Source organism: Methylobacterium aerolatum, from assembly GCF_022179085.1.
Classification (GTDB): domain Bacteria; phylum Pseudomonadota; class Alphaproteobacteria; order Rhizobiales; family Beijerinckiaceae; genus Methylobacterium; species Methylobacterium aerolatum.
On sequence record NZ_BPQE01000018.1, the window covers coordinates 1 to 18304 of the forward strand.

Here is an 18304-nt window from a genome sequence, read left to right on the forward strand (position 1 = left end):
GGGCGCCGCGACCTACTCCTATTCGCGGTAGGCGCTCCGGCGCCGGGGCGGGCGGCGTTCCGTCACCCTTCGTTAACCCTCATGTCGCCTGAATTCGGGCCCAGTCTCCGCCCGCCGACCTGAGGACCAGCGCCATGCCGAAGCCGCCCACCGGACACACCACGGGCGCGGCCCTGAACTTGGTAACGGGCTTGGCGACCGGCTTGGCGACCGGCTTGGCCGCGAGCGTGGCGCTGGGTCTGCTCGCCGGCCCGGCCCTCGCCGATTTCGACGGGTGCCTCGCGGGTCTCCGCTCCCAGGCCGCGGCGGCGGGGATCTCGTCGCGGGCCTTCGACGCGGCCACCGCCGGCATCAGTTACGACGACAAGGTGATCGAGCTCTCGCAGGCGCAGCCCGAGTTCAAGACGCCGATCTGGGACTACATGGCCGCCCTCGTCGACGACGAGCGGGTCGAGGACGGCCGCGCCGCCATGCGCCAGCACGCCGACGCGCTCGCCCGCGCCGAGGCCCGCTTCGGCGTCGATCGCTACACCATCGCCGCCGTGTGGGGCGTCGAATCGAACTTCGGCAAGAACCTCGGCAAGATGCCGCTGGTGCAGTCCCTCGCCACCCTGGCCTGCTCCGGCAACCGCCGCCGGGACTTCTTCCGGGGCGAGCTGATGGCCACCCTGAAGATCATCGACCGGGGCGACATCGCGCCCTCGCGGCTCACCGGCTCCTGGGCGGGCGCCTTCGGCCAGACCCAGTTCATGCCGACCACCTACCAGCGCCTCGCCGTGGACGGCGACGGCGACGGGCGCCGCGACGTGGTGGATTCAGTCGCCGACGCAGTCGCCTCCACCGCCAACTTCCTGCACGTCGCCAAGTGGCAGAACGGCCAGCCCTGGGGCTACGAGGTCCGCCTGCCCGCCTCCTTCAGCGTCTCCGCCGCCGGGCGCAAGAACAAGAAGCCGGTCTCGCACTGGGCGTCGCTGGGCGTGACTCGGATCGACGGGCGCCCCCTCTCCGGCGAGGGCCCGGCGGGGATCATCGCGCCAGCCGGCGCCGACGGCCCGGCCTTCCTCGTGACGAAGAACTTCGACGCGATCTACTCCTACAACGCCGCCGAATCCTACGGACTCGCCATCGCCGTCCTGTCGGATCGCCTGCGCGGGCGCCCCGGCGTGCAGACGGCGTGGCCGACGGACGACCCGCCCCTGTCCCGCGCGGAGCGCCGCGACCTGCAGGTGCGCTTGGCCAGCATGGGCTACGATGTCGGCGAGCCGGACGGCAAGGTCGGCCAGAAGACCCGCGACGCCATCAAGGATATCGAGCGCAAGCTCGGCATGCCCGCCACCGGACGACCCGGCGGCAAGGTGCTCGAAGCCCTGCGGCGATAGGAGGTCCATCGCCCCGGCGCTCGCACCCTTCGTCGCTGCGAGTGACAGCGAAGCCATCCAGGGCAGCGGGACGCCTCCGAACGGTGCGCCTTCCTCGACGGCTTCGCTCCGCTCGCAGAGACGACCTGGGTTTCATCGACGGGTGTGGCTCAATCCGTCCGGCCATGGTCTAGGCTCGGGCCGTCGATTCGCAGGTCCGCGATGTCTCTCTCCGTTTACCTCACCTTCGTCGGCGCCTCGGTCGGGCTGATCCTGCTGCCCGGTCCCAACGTCGCGCTGATCCTGGCGACGAGCCTCACCCGGGGCGTGCGCGCCGGGCTCACCACCGTGGTCGGGGCGATGCTGGCCATGGTGATCCAGCTGACGCTCGTCGTGCTGGGGGCCGGCGTCCTGTTGACCCTCTCGGCCGCGTGGTTCGAGGTCCTGCGCTGGGTCGGCGTCGCCTATCTCGTGGTGCTCGCGATCCTCGCATGGCGGGCGGGTCCCGGCCCGGTGGTGGAGAAGCCCGTGGGCACGGGGCGCACCCTGGCGCGGGGATTCTTCGTCTCGCTGACGAATCCGAAGACGCTTCTGTTCTTCGGGGCCTTCCTGCCTCAGTTCGTGCAGCCCGGTCCCGAGGCGGTCTCGCAGCTCACGATGCTGGCCCTGACCTTCCTCGCCCTGTCGGCGGCCCTCGATTCGACCTGGGCCATCCTCGCCGCGCGCCTGCGGGCCGTCGCCGCGATGCCCGCGCGCCTGCGCAACCGCCTCGGGGCGACCTTCTTCTTCGGCGCCGGGCTCGGCCTGGCCCTCGCGCGTCAGCCCTGACGGTACACCGTCTTCGCGGGCGGAGCGACGCGATCCAGGGCGGCGGGACGCCTGCCGGCGAGGGCGCATCCCCGGATGGCGTCCGCTCGCGCTCGCAAGGACGGTCGGCGCCATGAAAAAACCCGCCGCGGCCAGGGCCGGGCGGGCTTTCGTCCGGGGCGGCGATCGCCGCCCCGATATTCCAAGAAGATTACTCGGCGGCGGCCGGCGCGGCGGCCGGAGCACCCTTGGCCGGCTTCGCGGTGCGGTCGTTGCGCTCGACGATACGGGCCGACTTCCCGCGACGGTCGCGCAGGTAGTACAGCTTGGCGCGACGGACCTTGCCGCGGCGGACCACCTTGATCGAATCGATCATCGGGGAGTGCACCGGGAAGACGCGCTCGACGCCCTCGCCGTAAGAGATCTTGCGGACGGTGAAGCTCTCGTTGAGGCCACCGCCGGACCGGGCGATGCAGACGCCCTCGTAGGCCTGGACGCGGGTGCGCTCGCCTTCCTTCACGCGGACGTTGACGATGACCGTGTCGCCCGGCTCGAAATCGGGAATGGTCTTGGCAAGGCGCGCGACTTCCTCGCGCTCCAGCTGCTCGATGATGTTCATGACAATGCTCCAGCCGTCGCGCCCGACCGCCCGTGTGGGGGGCGAGCACCAGGATTTCGGCGATCCTGTTGTGAGTTGGCGCGGTGCCTACACCAGCGCGGCGGCTTTGTCGACCATCCCGATGCGTCCTGCCCTCACGCCCGCCAGAACGGCTTCGTTGCCTCCAGGCGCACCGCATAGGGGTCGAGGTCCGCATCGCGGATCTGATCCGGGCTGAGGGCAGCGAGCACCTTGCGGCCCCGCCACCGCCGTAGCCAGAGGGCCGGCAGGGACGCTCGCGGAGCGGTGGCCTCCGAGGGCCTGCCGACGGTCTCGCAGGCCGGGAAAGCGGGTGACGCCGACGAGGGAAACGGGATGACGGACATGACGGCTGATCCTGACGAGGTGGGGAGCAGTCCGGCCGGGATTGCGTGGCTCGAATTGCACCGATATGCATATCGGTGCAATTGAAACATTGATCTCGGAGCAATTATGCCGTCGAGGGACTTTCGCGAGGTGGCCGACGAGGTCGCCGCCGACATGGCGGCCGGCCGCCTCCGCCCCGGCGACCGGCTGCCGCCGCAGCGGGAGTTCGCCTACGCGCGGGGCATCGCCGTCTCGACGGCGAGCCGCGTCTACGCGGAGCTGGCCCGGCGGGGGCTGGTGATCGGGGAGGTCGGACGCGGGACCTATGTCCGGACCGATCTCGGCGGGCCGCGGTCGGTGCCGGTGGAGCCCCCTTCAAGCGCCATCGACCTTCAACGGACGGTCACCTACCTGCCCGAGCAGGAAACGGTGGTCGCGGAAACCCTGGCGAGGCTCGCCCGCACGGGGGCCGTCGAGGCCGCACTCCAGCAATACGGCCCTACCGGCACGCCCCAGGCGCAGGCGGTCGCGGCCCGGTTCCTGACCTCGGGCGACTACGCGCCGAGCCCCGCCGACATCCGCTTCGCGGGCAACGGGCGCCAAGCCATCGCCGCCGCGCTGGCGACCCTCGCCTCGGCGGGCGAGCGGATCGGCTGCGAGCCGCTGACCTATCCCGTGGTGAAGGGCATCGCCGCGCATCTCGGCATCGCCCTCATTCCCCTCGCCATGGACGAGGAGGGGGTCTGCCCCGAGGCGATCCTGCAGGCCCACCGCGCCACCCCGCTGAGCGGCCTCTATCTCCAGCCGAGCCTGCAGAATCCGCTGGGCGCGACGATGGGCCTTCGTCGCCGGACCGACCTCGCCGCCGTCCTCGAACGCACCGGCCTCGTGGCCATCGAGGACGCGGTCTACGGCTTCTTCGGCGACCTGCCGCCGCTCGCCGCCCTCGCGCCGGCCCACGTCATCTTCGTAGACAGCCTGTCGAAGCGCGTCGCCCCCGGCCTCACGATCGGCATGTTGGGAGCGCCCCCCGGGACCGGCCTCGGCGACCGGCTGGGCGTCGCCCTGAGGCAGGGCGGCTGGTCGGCGACGGGGTTCCCCCTCGCGGCGGGCGTGCAATGGATGGGCGACGGGACAGCGGAGCGTCTGGCCGCGATCAAGCGCCAGGACGCGCGGGCGCGGCAGGACCTCGCCCGTTCCGCGCTGGCCGGACTGGAGGTGGTGGGCGATGGGCGAGCCTACCACCTGTGGCTGCGCCTGCCGGAGATCTGGCGGGCGGAGGCCTACGCCACCGCCGCCCTCCGGAGGGGAATCGCCCTCATCCCCGCCTCCGCCTTCGCGGTAGCCCCCGGCCATGCGCAGAACGCGGTGCGGATCGCGCTGGCCGCCCCGTCCCACGGGGATCTCGTCGGGGCGCTGGAGCGGCTGCGCGACCTCGCGCTGGCGGGCGATGAGCAGGTGGTGGAGTAGGCGCCGCGGTCAGTCGGACTCCGCCGCCGCCTCGATCCGGGCCATGTCGTCGTCCGACAGGCCGAAATGGTGGCCGATCTCGTGGACGAGGACGTGGGTGACGAGGTCGCCCAGCGTCTCGCCGTGCTCGGCCCAGTAGTCGAGGAGGGGGCGGCGATAGAGCCAGACGGCGTTGGGCATCCGGCCGGTCTCGACCTCGCCGGATTGGGCAAGGCCGACGCCCCGGAACAGGCCCAGCAGGTCGAACTCGCTCTCGCAGCCCATCTCGTCGAGGGTCTCGCCGTCGGGAAAGTCGTCCACGTGGATCGCGACGCCCTCGCACAGGGCCCGGAATTCGGCCGGGAGGGCGGCGAAGGCGTCGTGGGCCAGCGCCTCGATCTCCGCGAGGCCGGGCGCCCGCATCGTCGCGAGGTCGCTCACGCGCCCTCGGCCTGGGGCTGGACGCAGGTCGTGAGGAAGCCCGCGAGGTCGTCGGTGATGTGGTCGATATGGGGCTCCTGCACCGCCTCCTGCTCGAAGGCCTCCCGGTAGGGGTCGACGATCCGGGGCACCACCAGCACAGTGGCCATGCCGAGGTCGTGCGGCACGGCGAGGTTGCGGGCGATGTCCTCGAAGAGGGCGGCGCGGGTCGGCTCGACGCCGTGGAGGCGCATGAAACGCTCGTAGGTGACGCGCTCGGGCTTGGGCACGAAGTCGGCGGCGGCGATGTCGAACACGTCCTCGAAATGGTCGAGGATGCCGAGCTTGGCGGCGACGTTCTCCGCGTGGCGCCGGGAGCCGTTGGTGAGGATCAGCTTGCGGCCGGGCAGGCGCTCGATGGCCGCGCCGAGGGCTTCGTCGAGCTTGATCGTCGAGTGGTCGATGTCGTGGGCGAAGTCGAGGAAGTGGTGGGGGTCCACGTCCTCCTCCACCATCAGCGCCTTCAGGGTCGTCCCGTAGCGGTGGTAGAAGTACTTCTGCAGCGCCCGCGCCGAGAGCGCATCGAGCCCGTAGAGCTGCATGACGTACAGGGTGATTCGCTCGTCGACCTGCGGCCACACCATCGCGTCGCTCGGGTAGAGCGTGTTGTCGAGGTCGAACACCCAGGTATCCACGTGGCCGAAACCCCGGGAATCCGGTGCGGAGAAGTGATCGTGCGTCGGCTGGTACACGGGGGTCCGTCGCGGGCGAGAGGGGCGGCCGGAGCCGGGCGACATCAATGCGCGGAAACGGCCGAGGTTGCCAGCGCGCCCCCGCCGGGCACGCCGACGCCCGGCAAGAGGCGTGCCGCGCCGGCTTAGCCCCGGCGAATCAGCGTGCCGGCGCCGTAATTCGTGAAGAGCTCCAGCAGCACGGCGTGGTTCACCTTGCCGTCGAGGATGACCACCGCCTCCACGCCCCGGTCGAGGGCGTACATGCAGGTCTCGATCTTCGGGATCATGCCGCCGGTGATGGTGCCGTCGGCGATGAGCCGGCGGCAATCCTCCACCGTGAGTTCCGGGATGAGCTTCTTGTTCTTGTCGAGCACGCCCGGCACGTCGGTGAGCAGCAGCAGGCGCTTGGCCCGCAGCGCCCCGGCGATGGCCCCGGCGAAGGTGTCGGCGTTGACGTTGTAGGTCTGCCCGTCGGCGCCGTAGGCCACCGGCGCGAGGACCGGGATCAGCTCCGCCTTCAGCACCGCGTCGAGCACGCCGCGCTCGACGTGGTCCGGCTCGCCCACGAGGCCGAGGTCGAGGACCTGCTCCACGTTGCTCTCGGGATCGCGAAACGTCTTCATGGCGCGCTTGGCGCGGACCATGTTGCCGTCCTTGCCGCACAGGCCGATGGCCCGGCCGCCCTGGCCCGAGATCCAGCCGACGATCTGTTTGTTGATGGAGCCGGCGAGCACCATCTCGACCACCTCGACGGTGGCGGCATCGGTGACGCGCAGGCCGCCCCGGAACTCGGACTGGATGCCGAGCCGGTCGAGCATCTTGCCGATCTGCGGGCCGCCGCCGTGGACGACGAGGGGCTTGAGGCCCGACTGCTCCAGCAGCACCACGTCCTGCGCGAAGGTCTGCGCCGCCGCCGCGTCGCCCATGGCGTGCCCGCCATACTTGATGAGGACGATCTCCTGATCGTAGCGCTGCATGTGGGGCAGCGCCTGGGCGAGGATCTCGGCGCGCACATGCACGTTCGGCAGTTCGGTCATCGCGGTCCTTTGCCGGTCTCCCGCCCCCGTCCGGGGCTTCACGGCCCCGGAGGCGCCTCCGGGGCCGGGGCGTCCTTCGAGGGTGCAAGGCATCCCCCGGGGCGCCGTCTTCTACAGGAGATCGGCGGGCCTTGAGAAGCCGCGACGGGAGGCCGGGGCGCGGCGCCCGCAAGCCCGCGCGGCGTGTCAAAAAACCGTCGCGATTTCACGGTGTTGCTCCCCCGCATCAACGGAGGCCGCCGCGGGGGCGGTCCGGTTGCGTTGGCGCGGTTCCCGACGCATGCTGCGCTGCGGCATCGCGGGTGGGCCGCGCCGGGAGGCGCCATGCGCATTGCGATGACGGGTGCGGGGTATGTCGGGCTCGTATCGGGCGCGTGCCTCGCGGATTTCGGCCACGAGGTGGTCTGCATCGATCACGATCCCGCCAAAATCGCCGCCCTCGAAGCGGGCCGGATGCCGATCTTCGAGCCCGGCCTCGACGCGCTGGTGGCCGACAACGTCCGCCAGGGCCGCCTCTCCTTCCGCACCGAGCTGCGCGAGGCGGTGGCCCAGGCCGACGCCGTGTTCATCGCCGTCGGCACGCCCTCCCGCCGGGGCGACGGCTTCGCCGACCTGTCCTACGTCTACGAGGCGGCCCGCGAGATCGCCGGGGCGTTGTCCGGCTACACCGTGGTGGTGACGAAATCGACCGTGCCGGTGGGCACCGGCGACGAGGTGGAGCGGATCATCCGCGAGGCCAACCCGGCCGCCGACTTCGCCGTGGTCTCTAATCCCGAATTCCTGCGCGAGGGCGCGGCCATCGGCGACTTCAAGCGCCCCGACCGGATCGTCGTGGGCACCGAGGACGCCAGGGCCGAGGCGGTGATGCGAGAGGTCTACCGCCCGCTCTACCTCAACGCCGCGCCGATCCTCGTGACCGGTCGGCGCACGGCCGAGCTCACCAAGTACGCCGCCAACGCCTTCCTGGCCGCCAAGATCACCTTCATCAACGAGATGGCCGACCTGTGCGAGGCGGTGGGCGCCGACGTGCAGGCGGTGGCCCGCGGCATCGGCCTCGACAAGCGCATCGGCGGCAAGTTCCTCCATGCCGGGCCGGGCTACGGCGGATCCTGCTTCCCCAAGGACACCCTGGCCCTCGCCAAGACGGCCCAGGACGCGGGCACGCCGCTGCGGCTCGTGGAGACGGTGGTGGCGGTCAACGACCAGCGCAAGCGGGCGATGGCCCGGAAGGTCGTGCGGGCCTGCGGTGGATCGGTGCGCGGCAAGACCATCGCCCTGCTCGGCCTCACCTTCAAGCCGGACACGGACGACATGCGCGACGCGCCGTCGCTGGCGATCACGGCGGGGCTGCAGGATGCGGGGGCGAGCGTGCGCGCCTACGATCCCGAGGGGATCGAGCAGGCGCGCCCGCTCCTGCCGGGGGTCACATTCGCCGAGGACATCTATTCCTGCGCCGAGGGGGCGGACGCGCTGGTCATCGTCACGGAGTGGAACGCCTTCCGCGCCCTCGATCTCGACCGGCTTCGGACCGCGATGCGCGGCGCCGTGCTGGTCGATCTCCGCAATATCTACGATCCCGCGATCGCGGCGCAGCACGGATTTGCCTATCAAGGCATCGGCCGCGGCCAGGGAGATATGAGCTCACCCACCCGTTGACCCTCGCCGACTGTCGTTGCCAAGACGAATACACTATTTGTACCGAAGATGCTGGCGGGCAGTTTTGCCTTGTCCGCCGCTGACCTCGCAGGCTTTTTTCCCTGCCTCTGTTCGAAATTCGCCAATTCTGATAATCGACTTGGCAAGCTATTGACCACCGGCCACGATCGAACTTGGCTTTTCTGGGGCGGGATTGGTGACCGCCCCTGATGAATACATGTCACATGGGACAGCAATTTCTGTTTTCCCGGATGAGATGCGCCCGGCGCGTGTTGGACACCGCAATGACGCCATACTAAGGGGTGAGACGGTCCTTACTCGCTAAGAGCCGAGCCGCACTCCCTTCACGAGCGCCCGCGAACCGAACGTGACCAAACGCACAGACATCGCGATCGTCGGACGCGCCTGCCGACTCCCCGGAGCCCCCAGCGTGGACGGGCTCTGGCGGCTTCTGTCGGAAGGCCGTTGCGCCGTCGGCCAGATCCCCGGCGACCGTTTCTCCGTCGAACGCTTCCTCCACCCCCGCTCCCACGAGCGCGGCAAGAGCTACACCTTCGCGGCGGGCACCCTCGACGACGTCTGGTCGTTCGATCCGGCGGTGTTCGGCATCTCGCCCCGCGAGGCGGAGCAGATGGACCCGCAGCAGCGGATGCTGCTCGAACTGACCTGGGAGGCGCTGGAGGATGCGGGCCTGCGTCCGTCGGCGGTCGCGGGCAGCCAGATCGGCGTGTTCGTGGGCGCCTCGTCCCTGGATTACGGCAACCTGCGCGTGATGGACGCGCCCTCGGGCGACGCCTACGCGGCCACGGGCAACACGCTGTCGATCCTCTCGAACCGCATCTCCTACATCTACGACCTGAAGGGACCGAGCTACACGGTCGACACGGCCTGCTCGTCGTCCCTCGTCGCCTTCGACAACGCGGTCCAGGCGATCCAGTCGGGCCGGATCGACACCGCCATCGTCGCGGGCGTCAACGTGCTGGCGAGCCCGTTCAACTTCATCTGCTTCTCCGCCGCGCAGATGCTCTCGCGCACCGGCCTGTGCCAGGCCTTCTCGAAGAACGCCGACGGCTACGTGCGGTCCGAGGGCGGCGTGGTGATGGTGCTGCGCTCGGCGGAGGCCGCCCGCCGGGCCGGCTCCACCGTCCGCGCCGTGGTGGCGGCGAGCGGCATCAACTCCGACGGCCGGACCACCGGCATCTCGCTGCCCTCGGGCTACGCCCAGGGCGCGCTGCTGGAGAAGGTCTACCGCGAGGCGGAGATCGCCCTCGACGACCTCGCCTTCATGGAGGCGCACGGCACCGGCACGCCGGTGGGCGACCCGATCGAGGCGTCCGCCATCGGCTCGAAGCTCGGCAAGGGGCGCTCGCGCCCGCTGCCGATCGGCTCGATCAAGACCAATATCGGCCATACCGAGCCGGTTTCGGGCCTCGCCGGCCTGATGAAGGCGACGCTGGCCCTGGAGCACGACCTCGTGCCCCCGTCGCTGCACGCGGCCGAATTGAACCCCGACATTCCCTTCGGCGACCTGAACCTGCACGTCGTGCGCGAGGGGCTGCCGATCACCCGCGGCACGCGCCAGCGCTTCGCCGGGGTGAACTCCTTCGGCTTCGGCGGCACCAACGCCCACGTCGTCATCACCGATGCCGACCCGGTCCCGGCCGCCGCCGGGCAGGCGGCGCGCGAGCCGCAGGTGCTGCTGATCTCGGCCCAGAGCCGCGCGGCCCTCAACGACCTCGCCCTCGACTACGCCGAGCGCCTGGAGGAGGAGCCCGCCGCGCTCGCCGACATCGCCGCGGCCGTCGCCCACCGCCGGGAGCGGATGCCCGTCCGCCTCGCCCTGTCCCTCGACGGCAAGGCCGACGTCGCCGCGACGCTGCGCACCGTCGGCGAGGGCGAGGACGCGGAGGAGGCCCATACCGGCACCGCCGTGGACCGCGCCGCCGAGGTGGCCTTCGTCTATTCGGGCAACGGCAGCCAGTGGGCGGGCATGGGCCGCGAGGCCTACGAGGAGAACGCCGCCTTCCGTGCCGCCTTCGACCGGATCGACACCCTGTTCCAGGGCTATGCCGACTGGTCGCTGAAGGACGCCCTCTACGCCGAGGATCTCGACGAGCGCCTCGTGCTCACGAGCGTCTCGCAGCCGCTGATCTTCGCGATCGAGAGCGCTTCCACCGCCGCCCTGCGGGCCAAGGGACTCAACCCGTCCTACGTGCTGGGCCACAGCGTCGGCGAGATCGCCGCCGCCGAGGCCGCCGGGGTGCTGAGCCTGGAGGATGCGGTCAAGGTCATCTACTACCGCAGCCACCACCAGGAGACGACGCACGGCCAGGGCACCATGGCGGTGCTGCTGATGCCGGCGGAGGAGGTCCCTGCCTTCCTCAAGGACTTCCCGACCCTCGACCTCGCGGCCACCAACAGCCCGAAGGCGGTGACCGTCGCCGGTCCCGTGGCGGATATCGACGCCGCCCTGAAGGCCCTGTCGCGCAAGCGCCGCCGGGGCCGCAAGCTCGACCTCGCCTACGCCTTCCACGGAAGGCTGATGGACCCGACCGAGAAGCCGCTCCTGCGCGACCTCGCCGGGCTCAAGCCGCGCGGCGGCTCGGTGACCCTGATGTCCACCGTCACCGGCGACAGCCTGGACGGGTCGCATTTCGGCCCCGGCTACTGGTGGCGCAACATCCGCGAGCCGGTGCGCTTCAGCGATGCCGTGCAGGCGGCGACCCGCCAGGGCGCCCGCGTCTTCGTCGAGGTCGGCCCGAGGGCGACCCTGATGTCCCACGTAGGCGACGCGGTGGAGCCCCTCGGAATCGAGGTGGCGACCGTCGGCGTCATGCACCGCAAGGCCTCGGGCGGCGATCCGATCGCCAAGGCCGTGAACGCGGCCCTCGTGCTCGGCGCGGCGGTCGACGAGGACCTGCTGTTCGGCACGGCGCCGAAGGGCGACGTGAAGCTGCCGACCTATCCGTGGCAGCGCCGCCCCTTCCGCCTCGCAGACACCACCGAGAGCACGGGCGCCCTCAGCCCCCGGCCGTACCACCCGCTGATCGGCTCCCGGGCCGAGGCGGACGGGCTCGATTGGTACGCCCATGTCGATCCCGACGCGGTGCCCGAACTGGAGGACCACAAGGTCGACGGGCAGGTGATCATGCCCGGCGCCGGCTTCGTGGAGATGGCGCTGTCCGCCGTCCGCGCCGCCAAGCGCGACGACGAGGTGATCCTGTCCGAGTTCGAGATCGTCGCCCCGATGGTCTTCGCGGAGGACGCGCTGCGCGAGGTGACGGTGCGCCTCGCCGGTTCCGGCAACGGCATCCAGGTGTTGAGCCGCCCGCGGCTGACCCAGGCCCCGTGGCAGCTCCACGCCCAGGCCAAGGTGGTCGAGGGTGAGTTCGCCCCGCCGCGCAAGCCCGATCTCGGCGGCTTCGACCTGGAGGCCGGCGGCGAGCACGGCCTGACGGGCGAGGAACTGTACGCCCGCGCCGAGGCGTCCGGCCTCGGCTTCGGACCGAACTTCCGTCAGGTCGCACTCAGCGCCCGCCTGGACGAGGCGACCATCGTCTCCGACCTCGCCCCGGCGGAGGCCGACCCCCGCTACGCCCTGGTGCCGTCGCGGCTCGATGCCTGCTTCCACGGCCTGATCCTGCTCTTCGCCGACCTCCTCGGCGAGGGCGGCGGCAAGGCCTACATCCCGGTGCGCTTCGGCGAGATCCGCCTTGTGAAGCCGGGGGCGGTGATCGCCCGCTCGGTCATCCGGACCCGGCGCTGCAACGAGCGCTCGATCCTGGCCGACTTCACCCTCCTCGATGCCGAGGGTGAGGTGATCGCCACGATCCGCGAGGGCCGGTTCCAGGCGCTGCGCGCCAAGGGCGGCGACGACCTCGCCGCCTACGCCCTGTCGCAGGTGGCCGAACTCGCCACCGAGCCGACGGCGATCCCGATGGAGCGCCGCCCCTCCGTGGCCGCGCGCCTGCGGCCGCTGATCGCCGACTCCGTGGCGCCGGCCGACACGGGCCTGTCGCCGGGCCACCTCCTGCTGGAGGGCTGGGCGACTTCGCTCGCCTTCCGCGCGGCCGAGGGGCTGAGCGAGGGCGGCACGGTCCGCCTGGCCGACCCGCGCCTGCCCGAGGCGATGCGCCCCTGGCTCGTCAACGCCCTGTGCGCGCTGGAGAGCAGCGGCCTCGCCGAGCGCGAGGGCGAGACGTGGCGCCTGGGCGACGGTTCGGCCCTGCCCCCGCCCGACGAGATCATGCGCTGGATCGCGGCTGATCACCCCGAACTGTCGGCCGAACTCGTCCTCGTCGCCGATGTCGGCGCCAGCGTCGAGCGGCTGGTGGCGGGCAAGATTACCGAGCTTCCGAGCCCGCCCTCGAGCGCCGTCGACGCCTTCGTCATGCGCTCGGCGACCGCCCGCCATTCCGCCCAAACCCTCGCGGGCCTGATGGAGGCCGCCCTCGGCCAGTTGCCGAAGGAGCGTGCCCTGCGGGTGCTGCAGGTGGGCTTCGGGCCGCTCTCGGCCCAGGCCGCCGCCTTCGCCGGCGGCGCCGAGGCCCGCCTCACCATCTTTGAGACCGACCGGCGCCTCGCCGAACGCGCCCGCCTCTCCCTGGGCCGCAACGCAGTCGTGGTGGAGACGGCCGAGGATCTCGCTCCGGCGAGCGTCGACCTGATCCTGGCGGCGGGAAGCCTGCACCGGGGCGACCGCGGCCTGACGGCCGACCTCGCCCGGGCGCTGGCCACCGGCGGCCTGATGGTCGCCGTGGAGCCCGGCAACTCCCTGTTCCGCGACCTCGTCTTCGGCCTGTCCGAGGGCTGGTTCGAGGAGAGCGTGGGGGGCCTGCCCCTCGGGCGCCTGGAGGATATCGGCGGCTGGCAGCGCTCGCTGAGCGCCGCCGGTCTGGTCGCCGTGTCCGTGGACCGGGCGGTATCCGGCAACGGCGACGACCTGCTGCTCGTGGGCGAAGCCCCCGTGCGGCCCGCGCCGGCCCCCGCTCAGAGCTTCGCCTTCATCATCGGCTCGGACGACGACTTCGCCGCCGAGACCGCCTCCTCCCTCGCGACGCTCCTCGTCGCGGCGGGTGTGCATGTCTCGATCATCCTCGATTCCGAGACCTCCCTGAAGGAACTGGAGAAGGAGACGCCGGACACGGTGGTGTTCCTGGCCGGCGCCTTCACCCGGGGCGGCGAGGCGGCGGAGCGCCTGCGCGACCGCTGCATGAGCCTCAAGCGCTGCGTCGAGCATCTCGGCTCCCGCCCGACCTGCCTCTGGGTCGTGGCACCGGGGGCGACCCGTGACCGCGGCGGCCAGACGACGAATGTCGAGGCGGGCGTGTGGGCCTTCTCGCGGACGCTCGCCAACGAGGTGCCGACCCTCGACGTGCGCCGCATCGACCTCTCCGCCGAGATGACCTCGAAGCGGGCCTCCGAGCGCCTGCGCGACCTCATCCTCTCCGGCACGCCGGAGACCGAGATCGTGCTCGACGACGAGCGCACGCAGGTCATCCGCTTCCATGCGGGTCGTCCCCGCCACCGCAACCCGGCCGACACCGTGCCGGCCGAGGCGGCGCGGCTGGAGCGCAGCAACACCGGCGGCCTCAACGAGATGGTCTGGGGCCCCGCCGAGCGGGTGGCGCCGGGCAAGGGCGAGATGGAGATCGCCGTCGAGGCGACGGGCCTGAACTTCCGCGACGTGCTCTGGGCGCTCTCGATGCTCCCGGAGGAGATCCTGGAGGACGGCTTCGCCGGTCCGCGCCTCGGCCTCGAATGCGCCGGGCGCGTCACGGCGGTCGGGCCGGGCGTGAAGGGCTTCAAGGTCGGCGATCCCGTCGTCGCCTTCGCCCAGTCGGGCTTCTCCACGCATATCGTGGTGCCGGACCTCGTCGTCGCGCCGATGCCGCAGGGCCTCGATCCGATGGCGGCGGCCACCGTGCCGGTGGCCTTCCTCACCGCCTACTACGCGCTGGTCTCCTGCGCCCGGATGAAGCGCGGGGAATGGGTCCTCGTCCATGGCGGGGCGGGCGGCGTGGGCCTCGCGGCCCTGCAGATCGCCAAGCTCAAGGGTGCCCGCGTCATCGCCACGGCCGGCTCCCGCGAGAAGCGCGCCCTTGTCAAGGCGCTCGGCGCCGAGCACGTGCTCGACTCCCGCTCGCTCGCCTTCGTGGACGACGTCCGCGCCATCACCGGGGCGGGGGTGGACATCGTCCTCAACAGCCTGTTCGGCGAGGCGATGGAGCGGTCGCTGAACGCCCTGCGGCCCTTCGGGCGGTTCGTGGAACTGGGCAAGCGCGACTACGTCGCCAACACCCATATCGGCCTGCGGCCGTTCCGGCGGAACCTCAGCTACTTCGGCGTCGATCTCGATCAGGTGATCCAGCACCAGGGCGACGACGGCGCGCGGCTGTTCCGCGAGGTGATGGCCCTGTTCAACGACGGTGGCCTCAAGCCCCTGCCGTACCAGCCCTTCACCGCGGCCGAGACCTCGGACGCGTTCCGGCTGATGCAGCAATCGGGGCATATCGGGAAGATCGTCATCAGCCCGCCGAAGGCCGGCTCGGTGAAGCGCGACAAGGTCACGCCGTTCACCGTCTCGGCCGAGGGCGTGCACCTCGTCACCGGCGGCCTCGGCGGCTTCGGCCTGGAGGCGGCGCGCTGGCTCGCGGACCGGGGGGCGCGGCACATCGTGCTCTCGGGCCGCAAGGGCGCTGCGAGCGACGAGGCCAAGGCGGCGCTCGCCGAGCTGACCGCGCGGGGCGTGAAGGCCGAGGCCAAGGCCGTGGACATCACCAGCCGCTCGGGCGTCGACCGGATGCTCGCGGAGATCGAACGCGGCGGCGCCAAGCTCGCCGGCGTGATCCACGCGGCGGCGGTGCTGCAGGACGGCCTGATCTCGAACCTCGACGTAGCCGCCCTCGATGCGGTGATCGGCCCGAAGGTGATCGGCGCGCAGCATCTCGATGCCGCGACCCGGGACCGGGCGCTCGACTACTTCGTGCTGTTCTCCTCGGCCACGACCTTCATCGGCAATCCGGGCCAGGGCTCCTACGTCGCCGCCAACGGCTTCATGGAAGGCTTGGCCCGCCAGCGCCGCCGCAAGGGTCTGCCGGCCCTCGCGGTCGCCTGGGGTGCCATCGGCGACGTGGGCATGCTCGCCCGCAACAAGGCGGTGATGGAAGGTCTCGCGGGTCGCGTCGGCGTCACGCCGATGGAGGCCCGCCGCTGCCTCGACCTGATGGGCGAGGCGCTCTCCAGCCAGGGCAGCGACCCGGACGAGGGCGTGATCGCCATCGCGGCGATGCATTGGGGCAAGGCGCGCGAGCGCCTGGCGACGATGCGCTCGCCGAGCTACGCCGAACTCGGCTCCGACCAGCAGGCCGAAGCGGGCGCCGTGCAGGCGATCAACATCGCGGCTCTGCTCAAGGGCGGCGACATCGACGCGGTGCGCAAGACCGTCTCCGACGCCATCGTCGAGGACATCGCCCGCATCCTGCGCCTGCCGAAGGACGACATCAGCCGGGTCCGCCAGCTCTCCGAGATCGGCCTCGACTCCCTGATGGGCGTCGAACTCGGGGCGAGCCTGCAGGAGCGCTTCGGCCTCGACGCGCCGCCGGCGGGCCTCTCCTCGGGCATGACCGTGAATGAATTGTCCGAGTCCTTAATTCAGGCCGTTTCCGCCCCCATGGACGATACGGCCGGTGTCGCGATGAGCCTGATGGCCAAGCACATCGGTGGTGAGGTCGATGCGGGCACGGTCGCCCCGCTCCGGGACCTCATCGAGGCCAAGGAACGCGAGACCAAAGAGACTCAGCAATGACTCAATCGGCTCGGCCCGACGGTGGGCGGGCGGCCCTGGCCGGCTTCGTGACGAATCGCCTGGGGCGCACGACGCCCCGGCCGGCGGCGGCCAAGACGCCGGACACGTCCCGCTCCAGCGCGGCGCAGAACTTCGAGAACCTGCCGGGCTACCGGGAACTGAAGCTCCAGCGCTCGGCCGCCGAGCTGATCGGCCTCGGCAACCCGTTCTTCCGGGTTCACGACGCCAAGGCCGGCGCCACGACGCGCATCGACCAGAAGTCCTTCACGAACTTCTCCTCCTACGACTACCTCGGCCTGAACGGGCACCCGAAGGTCAGCGCCGCCGCGCGGGACGCCATCGAGTCCTACGGCACGTCGGCCTCGGCGAGCCGGGTCGTCGCGGGGGAGCGGCCCGGCCATATCAGCCTGGAGCAGGCGCTGGCCGCCCATTACCAGACGCAGGGCTGCGTCGTGATGGTGAGCGGGCACGCCACCAACGTCACGACCATCGGCGCCCTGCTGGAGGCGGGGGACGTGGTGTTCCACGATGCCCTCTCGCACAACAGCATCGTCACCGGCGTGCAGCTCTCGGGCGCGCAGCGGCGCTCCTTCGCCCATAACGACCTCGACGCCCTGGAGAACCTCCTCCAGGCGACCCGGCACGAGCACCGCCGGGCGCTCATCGTGGTCGAGGGCCTGTACAGCATGGACGGCGACGCGCCGGACCTCGCCGGGTTCGTCGCCCTGAAGAAGCGCTACGACGCGTGGCTGATGGTGGACGAGGCCCACGGCCTCGGCGTCACCGGCCGCACGGGTGCTGGCCTGTTCGAGCATTGCGGTGTCGATCCGAAGGAGGTCGACATCTGGATGGGCACCCTGTCCAAGACCCTGTCGGCCTGCGGCGGCTACATCTGCGGGCCCATCGCCCTGATCGAGTACCTGAAGCACTCGGCGGGCGGGTTCGTATACAGCGTCGGCATGTCGCCGCCGATCGCGGCCGCCGCCGAGGCGGCACTCGCCGTGATGCAGGCGGAGCCGGAGCGGGTCGAGCGCCTGCGCCGGAACGGCACGCTCTTCCTCTCCACCGCGCGCAAGCTCGGCCTCGACACGGGCTTCAGCCTCGGGCTGGCGGTAATCCCGATCATCGTCGGCGATTCGCTGAAGGCGGTGACCCTGTCGGACCGGCTGTTCAAGCGCGGCATCAACGTCCAGCCGATCATCCACCCGGCCGTGCCGGAGCGGAGCTCACGCCTGCGGTTCTTCCTTACCTCCGAGCACACGCCGGAGCAGATCACCGACACCGTGACCGCGGTGGCGGAGGAGATGGCGGCGATCGACAAGGGCGGCTCGCTGATCGAGCAGCTGCTCGCCAAGCGCTGATCGCCCTGGAAGGGGGGCTCGCCCCCCTTCCGCATTCCCGCCGCCGTCCTCGCGCCGCGCGGGGAGGCGCCGCTCCCTCGGCCCTGCGTCAGAAGTCCCGACTCAGGCCCATTCGCGCTGCGCGAGCTTCTGCTCGTAGGCGTCGATGGCTTGGCCGCGCGCCAGCGTCAGGCCGATCTCGTCGAGACCGTTCAGCAGGTTGTGCTTGCGGCCCTCGTCGATGTCGAAGTGCAGGGTGCCGCCGTCCGGCCCGCGGATCGTCTGGGATTCCAGATCGACCGAGAGGGTGGCGTTGGCACCGCGCTCGGCATCCTCGAACAGCTTCTCCAGATCCTCCGGCGCGACGACGATCGCCAGGATGCCGTTCTTCGCGCAGTTGTTGAAGAAGATGTCGGCGAAGCTCGTGGAGATCACGCAGCGGATGCCGAAATCGGCCAGCGCCCAGGGCGCGTGCTCGCGCGACGAGCCGCAGCCGAAATTGTCGCCGACCACGAGGATCTTGGCGTGGCGGTATGCCGGCTGGTTGAGCACGAAATCCGGGTTCTCGGATCCGTCCTCCCGGTAGCGCATCTCGGCGAACAGACTCTTGCCCAGCCCGGTGCGCTTGATGGTCTTGAGAAACTTGGCGGGGATGATCCGGTCGGTGTCGACGTTGATCGTCCGCAGGGGCGCCGCGACGCCCTCCAGGGTGGTGAACTTGTCCATCGTCTC

General features: G+C 71.1%; 12 protein-coding genes. 6 read left to right on the forward strand and 6 right to left on the reverse strand.

Annotation, left to right across the window (positions count from 1 at the left end; translation table 11 throughout):
• Nucleotides 1-134: 134 nt before the first annotated feature.
• Both MFF06_RS13055 and MFF06_RS13060 read left to right on the forward strand, forming a co-directional pair.
• Nucleotides 135-1379 carry a lytic murein transglycosylase gene (locus MFF06_RS13055; protein ID WP_238204489.1) on the forward strand — a complete coding sequence of 415 codons (1245 nt, stop codon included), beginning with the start codon at nt 135-137 and terminating at the stop codon, nt 1377-1379.
• Between the two features lie 201 nt (nt 1380-1580).
• A complete protein-coding gene (locus MFF06_RS13060) occupies nt 1581-2186 on the forward strand; it encodes a LysE family translocator (RefSeq protein ID WP_238204491.1) in 606 nt (201 codons plus the stop codon).
• A gap of 190 nt (nt 2187-2376) precedes the next feature.
• Here MFF06_RS13060 and rplS read toward each other — a convergent pair whose 3' ends face one another.
• Both rplS and MFF06_RS13070 read right to left on the reverse strand, forming a co-directional pair.
• Nucleotides 2377-2784, reverse strand: a complete 408-nt coding sequence (gene rplS / locus MFF06_RS13065; protein WP_238204500.1) for a 50S ribosomal protein L19 — start codon at nt 2782-2784, stop codon at nt 2377-2379.
• A 134-nt stretch (nt 2785-2918) separates the two neighbouring features.
• Entirely contained in the window at nt 2919-3149 is a 231-nt protein-coding gene (locus tag MFF06_RS13070; protein WP_238204501.1) for a DUF1127 domain-containing protein, read from the reverse strand.
• Between the two features lie 106 nt (nt 3150-3255).
• Here MFF06_RS13070 and MFF06_RS13075 point away from each other — a divergent pair, with 106 nt between their 5' ends.
• Nucleotides 3256-4599: an aminotransferase-like domain-containing protein gene (locus MFF06_RS13075; RefSeq protein WP_238204502.1), complete on the forward strand. Its 1344-nt coding sequence runs from the start codon at nt 3256-3258 to the stop codon at nt 4597-4599.
• A gap of 9 nt (nt 4600-4608) precedes the next feature.
• Here the strand turns inward: MFF06_RS13075 and MFF06_RS13080 are convergent, their stop codons facing one another.
• From MFF06_RS13080 to argB, 3 genes are all read right to left on the reverse strand, one after another.
• Nucleotides 4609-5001, reverse strand: coding sequence for a metallopeptidase family protein (locus MFF06_RS13080; RefSeq protein ID WP_238204590.1), 393 nt, complete (start codon nt 4999-5001; stop codon nt 4609-4611).
• 14 nt (nt 5002-5015) lie between these two features.
• The gene (locus tag MFF06_RS13085) at nt 5016-5750 is read right to left on the reverse strand and encodes a pyrimidine 5'-nucleotidase (protein WP_238204503.1); all 735 of its coding nucleotides are present in this window, start codon (nt 5748-5750) and stop codon (nt 5016-5018) included.
• Between the two features lie 125 nt (nt 5751-5875).
• A complete protein-coding gene (gene argB / locus MFF06_RS13090; RefSeq protein WP_238204504.1) occupies nt 5876-6769 on the reverse strand; it encodes an acetylglutamate kinase in 894 nt (297 codons plus the stop codon).
• 324 nt (nt 6770-7093) lie between these two features.
• Here argB and MFF06_RS13095 point away from each other — a divergent pair, with 324 nt between their 5' ends.
• The 3 genes from MFF06_RS13095 to MFF06_RS13105 all read left to right on the forward strand — a co-directional run bounded on the left by MFF06_RS13095 (nt 7094) and on the right by MFF06_RS13105 (nt 17593).
• A complete protein-coding gene (locus MFF06_RS13095) occupies nt 7094-8425 on the forward strand; it encodes a UDP-glucose dehydrogenase family protein (RefSeq protein ID WP_238204505.1) in 1332 nt (443 codons plus the stop codon).
• Nucleotides 8426-8792: 367 nt separating this feature from the next.
• Nucleotides 8793-16232 (forward strand): type I polyketide synthase, encoded by a 7440-nt coding sequence (locus MFF06_RS13100; protein ID WP_238204508.1) that lies wholly within the window; start codon nt 8793-8795, stop codon nt 16230-16232.
• Nucleotides 16229-17593 carry an aminotransferase class I/II-fold pyridoxal phosphate-dependent enzyme gene (locus MFF06_RS13105; RefSeq protein WP_238204510.1) on the forward strand — a complete coding sequence of 455 codons (1365 nt, stop codon included), beginning with the start codon at nt 16229-16231 and terminating at the stop codon, nt 17591-17593. The genes MFF06_RS13100 and MFF06_RS13105 overlap by 4 nt, the downstream gene beginning before the upstream one ends.
• A 102-nt stretch (nt 17594-17695) precedes the next feature.
• Here MFF06_RS13105 and leuD read toward each other — a convergent pair whose 3' ends face one another.
• Entirely contained in the window at nt 17696-18298 is a 603-nt protein-coding gene (gene leuD / locus MFF06_RS13110; RefSeq protein ID WP_238204513.1) for a 3-isopropylmalate dehydratase small subunit, read from the reverse strand.
• Nucleotides 18299-18304: the final 6 nt, after the last annotated feature.